The sequence below is a fragment of the Bacillus sp. SIMBA_005 genome, assembly GCF_046535585.1.
Classification (GTDB): domain Bacteria; phylum Bacillota; class Bacilli; order Bacillales; family Bacillaceae; genus Bacillus; species Bacillus pumilus.
This window is the reverse complement of record NZ_JAWRWI010001227.1, coordinates 1-233: the sequence shown is the minus strand read 5'-3', so window position 1 is coordinate 233 and position 233 is coordinate 1. Positions and strand designations below refer to the sequence as shown.

The following is a 233-nucleotide window of genomic DNA, read 5'->3' as shown; positions in this document are numbered from 1 at the left end:
TCAAGTTTGATGGCGTCACGTACAAGCTTCATTTAATCCCATCAGGAATTTTTTATAAAGCAAAAGCGTGTGTCATCGGGAACGGAATGGTTGTTGATCCGAAAGCGCTCGTAACGGAGCTTGCGTATCTTCATGAACGCAATGTGAGCACGGATAACTTGAGAATCAGCAACAGAGCCCACGTCATTCTTCCATACCATCTGAAACTGGATGAAGTAGAGGAAGAACGCAAA

The 233-nt window shown here is 44.2% G+C and carries 1 protein-coding gene; it reads left to right on the top strand.

The features are described 5' to 3' along the window. The coding region (locus tag SB660_RS23970) for an adenylosuccinate synthetase (protein WP_410585123.1) at positions 1 to 233 on the top strand (233 nt) is incomplete at both ends.